The organism is Nigerium sp. (assembly GCF_039811905.1).
GTDB lineage: Bacteria > Actinomycetota > Actinomycetes > Propionibacteriales > Propionibacteriaceae > Propioniciclava.
Genome location: NZ_JBDHZL010000097.1, coordinates 1 through 10,205 on the forward strand (window position 1 = coordinate 1; position 10,205 = coordinate 10,205).

The window sequence follows — 10,205 nt, forward strand, 5'->3', positions numbered from 1 at the left end:
CCTCCCGGGTGACGCGCGTGCCGGCGACCCCCGCCCCGGACGCCGCGTCCGACGACGAGGTCGCGAGCGTCGCCGCGTCCTGAACCGGCGTCCCGAACCGGCGTCCCGAACGGGCGCCTCGCCGGACGCCCGCGCGCGGCCCACTACGCTGTCGCCCATGCCTGAGGTCCGCGAGCGGGTGCGCCGGGAGGTCGTGTCGTACGTCCGCCGGTCGGCCCGCATGAACACCAGCCAGCAGCGCGCGTGGGACGCCCACGCCGACGACTGGGTCGTCCGGGTGCCGCCGCGCGACACCTCCACCTCGATCGCCGCGGACGCCGCCGTCGACTTCGACGCCGTCTTCGGACGCCGCGCCCCCCGCGTCGTCGAGATCGGCCCCGGGCGCGGCGAGTCGCTCGCGGCGCTCGCCGCCGCGCACCCCGAGGTCGACGTTGTCGCGTTCGAGGTGTTCGAGCCGGCGGCCGCGTCGATCCTGTCCCGGCTCGCGCGGGCCGGGGTCGGCAACGTGCGGGTGCTCGTCGCGAACGGCGCCGAGGGGCTCGAGCGGCTCTTCGGGCCGGGCGAGGTCGCCGAGCTGTGGACCTTCTTCCCCGACCCCTGGCACAAGGCTCGCCATCACAAGCGCAGGCTGGTCTCCCCCGAATTCGCCGCACTCGCGGCGTCCCGGCTGGCGCCCGGCGGGCTCTGGCGCCTCGCCACCGACTGGGACGACTACGCCGAGTGGATGCGCGAGACCCTGGACGCCTGCCCCGGCCTGACGAACGTCCACGGCGGCTGGGCGCCGCGGTGGGCCGACCGTCCGCTCACGAAGTACGAGCAGCGCGGACTCGCGGCCGGGCGCCGCATCCACGACCTCACGTACACCCGGGTCGAGGGGGCCGCCGCATGAGGTTCCGGCTCGACATCGCCTACGACGGCGCCGGTTTCCACGGCTGGGCGGGCCAGGGCGGCGAGTTGCGCACGGTCCAGGGCGAGCTGGAGGGCTGGATCGGCCGCGTCCTGCGCCTCGACTCCCCGGCCGAGCTCACCTGCGCCGGGCGCACCGACGCCGGCGTCCACGCGCGCGGGCAGGTCGCCCACGTCGACCTGCCGACCGACGACCCGGACGCCACGGCGTCCGAGCTGTTCCGCCGGCTGGGGCGCGTGCTGCCCGACGACGTGGTCGTCCGGAAGGTCGCCCCGGCGCCCGACGGCTTCGACGCCCGCTTCTCGGCGCTCTGGCGACAGTACGTCTACCGGCTCGCGGATGTCCCGCTCGACCCGCTCGCCCGCAACCAGGTCGTCAAGCTGCGCTCCCCCCTCGATGTCGAGCGCCTGGACGCCGCCGCCTCCTCCCTGGTCGGCCTGCACGACTTCGGCGCGTTCTGCAAACGCCGCGAGGGGGCGACGACCATCCGGGAGGTGCTCGAATGCTCCGCGCACCGCGTCAAGATGGGCACGACCCGCGGCATGGTCGCGGTCACGGTCCGGGCGGACGCCTTCTGCCACTCGATGGTCCGCTCGCTGGTCGGCGCGCTGGTCGCGGTCGGCGAGGGGCGGCGGGAGGCGTCCTGGCTGACGGGCCTGCTCGACCGCACCGAGAGGGCCGGCGACGTCACCGTCATGCCGGCCCACGGCCTCGTGCTCGAGCAGGTCGGCTACCCGCCGGACGCCGAGCTCGCCGAGCGCGCCCGCGTCGCGCGGGCCCGCCGCGACGAAGAGCCGGTCTGCGACAGCGAAGGGACGCCGTGAGCCACTACTTCACCACCCCCGAGGGCCCGGAGCGCCGGCGCAGCGTCGGCGTCCGGTTCTGGGAGACCGACTGGACGTTCACCACCGCGAACGGCGTCTTCTCCGCCGACGGGCTCGACCTCGGCACGGCGGTGCTGCTGCGCACGCACACGCCGCGTCCGGACGCCGCCCGCCTCCTCGATCTGGGCTGCGGCTACGGCCCGATCGCGGTCGGGCTCGCGACCGCCTGCCCGGGCGCGACCGTCGACGCCGTCGACGTCAACGAGCGCGCGCTGGCGCTCACGCGCGACAACGCGGACGCCCACGGCGTCGGAGGGCGGGTGTGGGCGCTGCTGCCCGCCGACGCCGACCCGGACGCCCGCTACGACGAGATCTGGTCCAACCCGCCGATCCGCGTCGGCAAGGCCGCCCTGCACGAGCTGTTGCTGACGTGGCTGCCGCGGCTCGCCCCCGGCGGGGTCGCACGCCTCGTCGTCGGCAAGAACCTCGGCGCCGATTCGCTGCAGCGCTGGCTGGTGGAACAGGGGTACGCGTGCGCGCGAACGGCGTCCGCCAAGGGGTTTCGCGTGTTCGAGGTGACCTCCGCGGTCGCATGACGGCGTCATGAACGAACGCCCAACAATCGGCACAGACGTTCACTTCCCTGACCCCCAGGGGGTGCCTACAGTGGGGAAATCGACAGGGGGCGCGTTGCTCCCGGTGAGGAGGTTCTATGGGTATCGGTGACAAGATCTCCAACGCTGCCGAGGATTTCGGCGGCCGAGCTAAGGAAGCTGCGGGAGACCTCACTGACAACGAGAAGCTGCAAGCCGAGGGCAAAGGCCAACAGGCCTCCGCCAATGCCAAGAAGGCAGGCGAGAAGGTCAAGGACGGCATCAAAGACGCAGCCGACGGTGTCAAGAAGTCTGTCGACTGACTTCACCATCAACGAACCCAGGGGCGGTGCTCACGGAGCACCGCCCCTGGCGCATGTCCGGGGCTCCGTGCGCGCAGGACGCCCGCGCGGACGACCGCCGCGGCGTCCCTGCTTGACGGGCGAAACCCATGGGAGACGCCTGAGCGCTGAAAGGCTAGGCTGACAACGCCGCGTGGGGAACTCGGTGGGATTCCGAGGCTGACCCGCAACCGTGACCGGAGCACCCGGCCAGCCGGACCGCCCGCGCGGCCTGGTACCACGGCCCGTCGAGGAACGCGGGGTGGGGGCGGCGCCGATCCTCGCCGCTCCGCACAACGTGCCTCGGGAAAGGACTCCCATGTCACGTCTGTCACGCCTCCTGGTCGCCCTGATCGCGACCTGTCTCGCGTTGGTCTCCACCGCCCTACCCGCCCACGCCGCGGGCAACGCCGACGCCGCCCGCAAGGCGGGCGACTACATCGCCTCCCAGGCCGGCAGCGTCGGCTCGAACGTCGGCCAGGCCGCCGACTCGCTGCTCGCTCTCGCCGCGGCCAAGGACGACGCGAAGGCCGAGACCGCGAAGCAGCTTCTCGACGTCGCGAAGGCCGGCGCCGCCGACTACAGCAAGGATCCGCAGGGCGCCGCGAAGCTGGCGCTCGTCGCCGCCGCCTGGGGCATGGACGCCAAGGACTTCGGCGGCACCGACACCATCGCCGCGACGACCGCGGGCATCAAGGAGGACGGCTCGTTCGGCCAATACCCCGGCCCGTACGCGTCCGGCATGGGCATCCTCGCGCTCGCGCGCAACAAGGCCGAGGTGCCCGAGCGGATGGTCGCCTACCTGATCCAGCAGGCGAACGCCGACGGCGGATTCACCTACCAGGCCGGGCAGCCGTCCAGCGCCGATAACACCGCGATGGCGATCCTCGGCCTGTCGGCCGTGAAGGACGCCCCGGGCGCGCAGGACGCGCTGACCAAGGCCCAGGAGTGGGCGAAGAACGCCCAGGGCGAAGACGGCTCGTGGGCCGGCTACAACAAGATCAACTCGACGGCGATCATGGGTTCGGCCCTGCAGACCGTCGGCGTCGAGCAGCCCCGCGCGGTCGACTACCTCGTCGCGCAGCAGTCCCAGGAGGGCTGGCTGCCCGGCGACGGCGGCCAGCCGAACCTGCTCGCCACCCAGCAGGCCACGCTCTTGCTCGGGGACACGTCGTACGCGACCGTGATGGCGTCCCCGGCGCTCGGCGGGCCGACGCCGCCGCCGGCTCCCGTGCCCACCATCGGCGGCGAGGGCAGCGACCTGAACGTCATCCCGATCATCGTGGCGATCGTCGCCCTGTGCGCCGTCGCGATCTTCCTGTTCGCGCGTCAGGCGCGCGCCCGGCGCGCGCACTCGACCGAGCTGTCCGCCCGTGAGGACGCCGCGTACGCCGTGCGCACCGGAGCGGCCGCCGAGGCCCCCGTCACGGACGACCTCACGGCCGGGGCCACGGTGACCGCCGCGGCGACCGGGCTCGCGGCGCGTCCGGAGGATGTCGAGGAGGAGGCGGAGAAGGAGGCCGAGGGGTCGGAAACCGTCGTGGAGGAGTCGTCGGACGACGTCCCGGCGCCCGACGATCCCGAGGCGGAGACTGCCGCCGTCATCGAGCCTGAAGCCGCTGCCGCCGAGGAGGCGTCCGAGGGCGAGGAGTCTGAGGAGAAGTCCGAGGAGGGCGAGCCCGCGGCCGCCGCCGAGGCCGAGGCGTTCGCTGCCGGCGAGGAGCCGGCGTCCGCGAGCGAGGGCGCGATCGACGCCGAGACGCAGATGATCGACGAGGGCGCCCCGATTCACCCGGCCGAGCACGAGACCGAAGGCGAGCAGACCGAAGGCGAACAGTCCGAGGGCGAACAGACCGAAGGCGAGCAGACCGAAGGCGACGAACACCACGAGGACGCCGCCGCCACCATGGTCGAAGAAGGCGGCCCCGTGCACCCCGACGAGCACGAACCCGAGGGTGAGCACCACGAAGGCGAGCACCACGAGGGTGAGCACCACGACGACCACGGGCATCGCGAGTGAGGCGTCTGGCGACCCTCACCGCCCTGGTCGTCTGGCTGCTCGCGGCGCTCGTGGCCCCCGCGGTCGCGGCGCCGACGGCGTCCACCCCTGCCCCCGCGTCGTGCGCGGGGGTCTGGGTGGTCGTCGGGTCGCAGCAGCGGTGCGCGACGGCGTACGGCACGGGTGACCAGGCGCTCGACAGCGCCGGCTTCGACGTGACCCGCTCGGGCGGGCTGGTCTGCCGCATCGACGGCAAGCCCGACCGGTGCGAGCTCAAGATGGACGCCTACTGGTCGTACTGGCACGCCGAGCGCAAGCCCGACGGCAGCTACGGCGCGTGGGCGTACTCCAACGACGGCTCGGCGACCTACCGGCCGCGCTACGGGGACGCCGAAGGCTGGTCCTTCGGCGACGGCAAGACGCCTCCCCCGGCGCTGCCGGCGTCCGGGTCGATCGTGCCGAGCGCGGCCCCCGCGTCCCCGACCGCGCCCACGGCGTCAGCTCCCGCGGGCACCACGGCCGCACCCGCGGCGTCCCCCACCACCGCGTCCCCGGCGGCCCCGGCCGCCGGCGGTAACGCGACCGGGGCCCTGGTCACCGGGGGCATCGTGCTGCTCGGCGCGATCGCGCTGGTCGTCGTGCTGGCCCGGCGAAGAAGGGCACGCTGAGCCCGGTGCGGCCCGCCCGCCGCGGCGTCCATCCGTGGGCGTGGTGGGGGTGGGCGATCGGGGTGGCCGCGGCGGCGTCCCTGACGACGAACCCGCTGCTGCTCGTGCTGCTCGGCCTCGGCGTGACCGCCGTGATGCTGCTGCGCCGCACGGACGACCCCTGGGCCCGATCGGTCGGCGTGTACTTCGCGCTGGCCGGGTTCGTGCTGGTGGTGCGGCTGGTGTTCCAGGTCGTGATGGGCGCGGGGACCGGGCCCACGGTCGTGCTGCGGCTGCCGGAGGTGCACCTGCCCGCGTGGGCGGCGGGCGTCCGGCTGGGCGGCGCCGTGACGGCCGAGGCGCTCGCGTACAGCCTCTACGATTCGCTGCGGCTCGTCGTCGTGCTGCTGTGCCTCGGCGCGGCGAACACACTGGCGAACCCGCGCCGGGCGCTGCGGAGCGTCCCGGCGGCGCTGTACGAGGCGTCCGTCGCGGTCGCGATCGCCCTGTCGGTCGCGCCGCAGCTCATCGAGTCGACCCAGCGGATCAGGCGTGCCCGGCGCCTCCGCGGCGGGGCGACGAAGGGGTGGCGCGCGGTCGTCTCGGTCGTCGTGCCCGTCATCGCGGACGCCGTCGACCGCTCGCTTTCCCTGGCCGCCGGCATGGAGGCCCGCGGCTTCGGCCGCACCCGCGAGTCGGGGCCGCCGCCGCGCCGGCTCACGGCCGGCCTGCTCGGCGGCACCGGGCTGCTGGCGTTCGGGGCGTTCGTCCTGCTCAGCGTGCCCTCCGCGCTGCCGTGGGCGCTGGCCTGCCTGGCGGCGGGCGTCGCGACGGTCGTCGCGGGGCTGCGCGCCTCCGGACGCCGTCAGCGCGTCACCCGCTACCGCCCCGAGCCCTGGACGCCGCGCGACACCGCCCTGGTCGCCTCGGGCGTCGTCGCGGCGGCGATCGTGGCCGTGCTGGGCGTCGTTGCGTTCGACATCGTCCACCCGGGCACCGACCCGCTCGTCTGGCCCGCCCTGCACCCGGCCTTCGTGGCCGCGCTGGGCGGCGTCCTCGGGCCGCTCGCCCTCACGCCCGACCCGGCTCCGCGCGCCGTGGGGGTGGCCGCGTGATCGAGCACCCGATCGTCCTCGACGGCGTCACCATCACCTACCCGGACGCCTCCGCCCCGGCCCTGCGCGACGTCTCCTTCGCGATCGCCGAGGGCGACCTGTGCGTCGTCGTCGGCCGCACCGGCACGGGCAAGTCCACCCTGCTGGGGGCGCTCAACGGGCTCGTGCCCCACTTCTCCGGCGGGACGCTCACCGGCAGCGTCAGGGTGGGCGGGCGCTCGACCGCCGACTTCCGGCCCCGCGAGCTCGCGGACGTCGTCGGCTACGTCGGCCAGAACCCCGTCGCCGGCTTCGTCACCGACAACGTCTCCGACGAGATCGCCTACGGCATGGAGCAGTTGGGCCTCTCCCCCGCCGCGATGCGCAAGCGGGTCGAGGAGACGCTCGACCTGCTCGGCATCGCGTCCCTGCGGCACCGGCCGCTGCTCGACCTGTCCGGCGGCCAGCAGCAGCGGGTCGCGATCGCGGCCGTGCTGGCCGCGCAGCCGCGCGTCCTGGTGCTCGACGAGCCGACGTCGGCGCTCGACCCGACCGCCGCCCAGGACGTTCTGGGGGCGATCACCACCCTCGTGCACGAGGTCGGGCTGACCGTGGTGCTCGCCGAGCACCGGCTCGAGCGGGTCATCCACGTGGCCGACACGATCGCCTGGGTGCGCCGCGACGGCACGGTCGAGGTCGGCGACCCCGGCGGCGTCCTACTGCGCTGCGACGTCACCCCGCCCCTGGCCGACCTCGCCCGGACGCTGCACTGGCCGACCGTCTTCCGCTCCGTCCGGGACGCCCGCCGCTACGCCCAACGCCACGACATCGCCGTCGAGACGCCCGCCGACCCGCCGCTGCCCGCCGGGCCCGTCGGCCTCCGCCTCACGGATCTCTCGGTGGCCTACGGCCCCACCGAGGCCGTCGACGGCGTCACGCTGGGCTTCGTCACCGGCACGGTCACCGGCCTCATGGGCCGCAACGGCGCCGGCAAGTCGTCGCTGCTGTGGGCGATCGCCGGGGGCGTCCCCAGCACCGGGCGGGTCGTCGCCGACGACGCCGTCGACCCCCGCAGCCTCTCCCCCGCGGACGCCCGCCGCGCGGTCAGCCTCGTCCCCCAGACCGCCGGCGACCTGCTCTACCTGCCGAGCGTCGGGCGCGAGTTGGCGCAGGCCGACGCCGAGACGGGCGCCGAGCCCGGCACCGCCGCCGCGATCCTCGCGCGGCTGCACTCGTCCCTCCCGCTGGACGCCGACCCGCGCGACCTGTCCGAGGGCCAGCGCCTGTCCCTCGTGCTCGCGATCCAGCTCACCGCCAGCCCGAGCGTCGTGCTGCTGGACGAGCCGACCCGCGGCCTCGACTACGCGATGAAGGGACGCCTCGCCCGCATCCTGCGCGGGCTCGCCGCCGAGGGCCGGACGATCGTCGTCAGCACCCACGACGTCGAGTTCGCCAGCCACGTCAGCGACCGCCTCGTCGTGATGGCCGACGGGCAGGTGATCGCCGACGGCACGACGCGGGCGGTGGCGACGTCCTCGCCGACGTTCGCGCCCCAGGTCGCGAAGGTGTTCTCCCCCGCGCGCGTCCTGACGGTCGCCGAGGTCGAGGCGAACCGATGACCGCCCCGGGCACGCGCGCCGGGCGGCGTCCCCCCTCCCCGGACGCCCCCGCGCCGGCCCCCACCCGGACGTCACCCCGCCCCCGCCTCGCCGGACGCAGCCGGCTCATGCTCGCCGTCGCCGCCCTCGCGGGCCTGGCCGCGTTCGCATGGCCGCTGATCGTCGCCCCCACCGGCACCGTGCCGGTCACGCTCGCCCCGCTCGTGTTCGCGGGCGTGCTGCCGCTGATCCTGGCCGTCGTGCTCTCCGACCTCGCCAGCGAGGCGCTCGACGTCAAGGGGCTCGCGATGCTCGGCGTCCTGGCGGCCGTGGGGGCGGTGCTGCGCCCCCTCAGCACCGGGACGGCCGGCATGGAGCCCATCTTCTTCCTGCTCATCCTGGGCGGGCGCGTGTTCGGAGGCGGGTTCGGCTTCGCGCAGGGCGCGCTGACGATGTTCACCTCCGCCCTGCTGACCGGCGGCGTCGGCCCGTGGCTGCCCTACCAGATGATCGCGGCGGGGTTCGTCGGGCTGGGCGCCGGGCTGCTGCCGCGGGCGTCCGGACGCCTCGAGGTCGCCCTGCTGGCCGCGTACGGCCTCGTCAGCGGCTTCGCCTACGGCTGGCTCATGGACTTCGCGTTCTGGCCGTTCGCCCTCGGCCCCCAGACGCAGTTCTCGTTCGACCCGGCCGCGACGCCGCTGGAGAACCTGCACACGTTCGTCCTGTTCAATCTGGCGACCTCGATGGGCTGGAACCTCGGCCGCGGGCTGACCTCGGTCGCGCTGATCGTCCTGCTCGCCCCCGGGCTGCTGCACGTCTTGCGTCGGGCGGCGCGGCGGGCGTCCTTCGCGTCGTGACCGGCGCGCGGGCATCTGTGACCGAAGCGTGAGATGGGGACCCTTCGCCGGAATAGCGAACCCTGCAAGGATGTTGGCGGTAAGAGAGAACAACCGGAGGAGAGACCTACATCATGGCGGTTTACACGCTTCCCGAGCTCGACTACGACTTTGGTGCCCTGGAGCCGCACATCTCGGCTCAGATCATGGAGCTGCACCACGACAAGCACCACGCGACCTACGTCGCGGGCGCGAACACCGCGCTGGAGAAGCTTGAAGAGGCGCGCGACAAGGGCGACAACGGCGCGATCAACAAGCTGGAGAAGGACCTGGCGTTCAACCTGGGTGGGCACATCAACCACTCGGTGTTCTGGAAGAACATGTCCCCCGACGGCGGCGGCGAGCCCGACGGTGAGGTCGGCGCGGCGATCGACGACTACTTCGGCTCGTTCGAGAGCTTCAAGAAGCAGTTCAGCGACAACGCGACCTCGATTCAGGGCTCCGGCTGGTCGATGCTGGTGTGGGACACGCTGGGCAAGCGCCTCAACCTCGCCCAGCTCTTCGATCAGCAGGGCAACCTGCCGGCCGGCCAGCTTCCGATCCTGCAGCTCGACATGTGGGAGCACGCGTTCTACCTGCAGTACAAGAACGTGAAGGCCGACTACGTCAAGGCCTGGTGGAACGTCGTCAACTGGGAGAACGTGCGCCAGCGTCTCGACGACGCCGTCGCCACCGAGATCAAGTACTGATCGCCCCGCGTTCGATCGGAAACCCATCGGACGCCTCCCGCCCTCGGCGGGAATCGGGCTTCACAGCGGCCCCCAGCCCCTCGGGCTGGGGGCCGCTGCACGTCCGCTCGCGCGAGCCTGTGGTCTGACCAACAACGTCCAAGCGGGCGGCAACCACGGCAACAGACCTGAAATATTCTCAGCAATCTCCTATCTTCAGGAGTGGAAACGGACCATTCCTGAGGAGTTTTCATCATGGCTTTCAAGCGCCAGACGATCGCGGCCACGGCGACGGCCGCCCTGCTCGTGGGGGGATCGGCGTACTACCTGAGCGCGCAGGCGTCCGGGCCGGCGACCGTCGCGATCCCGAGCGCGGCGGCGTCCACGATCGCTCCGCGCGCGGCCTCGACGGTGAACCGCGACCTCGACGCGCGTCCCGCGCCGACGACGGTCGCGACGCTCACCCCGAGCGCGACGGCGTCCTCCGCCAAGACCACCGCGCCGGCGAAGGCCACCACCAAGGCCGCACCGACGCTCGCGGCCGCGAAGAAGGCGTCCGTGAAGAAGTCCGCGGCCAAGACGCCCGAGAAGACCCAGGCGACGAAGACGGCGAAGGCGACCCAGAAGTCCGAGAAGTC

The 10,205-nt window shown here is 73.6% G+C and carries 11 protein-coding genes and 1 riboswitch; all 11 genes read left to right on the forward strand.

Features of this window, described 5'->3' with window-relative positions; translation table 11 throughout:
- Positions 1-157: 157 nt before the first annotated feature.
- Complete coding sequence (gene trmB / locus WMJ97_RS12490) at positions 158-889, forward strand: tRNA (guanosine(46)-N7)-methyltransferase TrmB (protein WP_347349327.1); 732 nt, start codon at positions 158-160, stop codon at positions 887-889.
- On the forward strand, positions 886-1,731 hold the full coding sequence (gene truA, locus WMJ97_RS12495) for a tRNA pseudouridine(38-40) synthase TruA (RefSeq protein WP_347349328.1): 846 nt from the start codon (positions 886-888) through the stop codon (positions 1,729-1,731). Before trmB ends, truA begins: the two co-directional genes overlap by 4 nt.
- Complete coding sequence (locus WMJ97_RS12500; RefSeq protein WP_347349335.1) at positions 1,707-2,327, forward strand: methyltransferase; 621 nt, start codon at positions 1,707-1,709, stop codon at positions 2,325-2,327. The genes truA and WMJ97_RS12500 overlap by 25 nt, the downstream gene beginning before the upstream one ends.
- 116 nt (positions 2,328-2,443) lie before the next feature.
- Positions 2,444-2,647: a CsbD family protein gene (locus WMJ97_RS12505; protein ID WP_347349329.1), complete on the forward strand. Its 204-nt coding sequence runs from the start codon at positions 2,444-2,446 to the stop codon at positions 2,645-2,647.
- A 175-nt stretch (positions 2,648-2,822) separates the two neighbouring features.
- Positions 2,823-2,886: riboswitch (cobalamin riboswitch) on the forward strand.
- A 98-nt stretch (positions 2,887-2,984) separates the two neighbouring features.
- Entirely contained in the window at positions 2,985-4,685 is a 1,701-nt protein-coding gene (locus WMJ97_RS12510; protein WP_347349330.1) for a prenyltransferase/squalene oxidase repeat-containing protein, read from the forward strand.
- Positions 4,682-5,332, forward strand: coding sequence for a hypothetical protein (locus WMJ97_RS12515; RefSeq protein ID WP_347349331.1), 651 nt, complete (start codon positions 4,682-4,684; stop codon positions 5,330-5,332). The genes WMJ97_RS12510 and WMJ97_RS12515 overlap by 4 nt, the downstream gene beginning before the upstream one ends.
- A 5-nt stretch (positions 5,333-5,337) precedes the next feature.
- A complete protein-coding gene (locus tag WMJ97_RS12520) occupies positions 5,338-6,426 on the forward strand; it encodes a CbiQ family ECF transporter T component (RefSeq protein WP_347349332.1) in 1,089 nt (362 codons plus the stop codon).
- Entirely contained in the window at positions 6,426-8,024 is a 1,599-nt protein-coding gene (locus tag WMJ97_RS12525; RefSeq protein ID WP_347349336.1) for an ATP-binding cassette domain-containing protein, read from the forward strand. The genes WMJ97_RS12520 and WMJ97_RS12525 overlap by 1 nt, the downstream gene beginning before the upstream one ends.
- Before the next feature lie 107 nt (positions 8,025-8,131).
- Complete coding sequence (locus tag WMJ97_RS12530; protein ID WP_347349337.1) at positions 8,132-8,860, forward strand: ECF transporter S component; 729 nt, start codon at positions 8,132-8,134, stop codon at positions 8,858-8,860.
- A 113-nt stretch (positions 8,861-8,973) separates the two neighbouring features.
- On the forward strand, positions 8,974-9,588 hold the full coding sequence (locus WMJ97_RS12535) for a superoxide dismutase (protein ID WP_347349333.1): 615 nt from the start codon (positions 8,974-8,976) through the stop codon (positions 9,586-9,588).
- Between the two features lie 234 nt (positions 9,589-9,822).
- Positions 9,823-10,205: hypothetical protein (locus WMJ97_RS12540; RefSeq protein ID WP_347349334.1), on the forward strand; the 383-nt coding region annotated here is incomplete at its 3' end.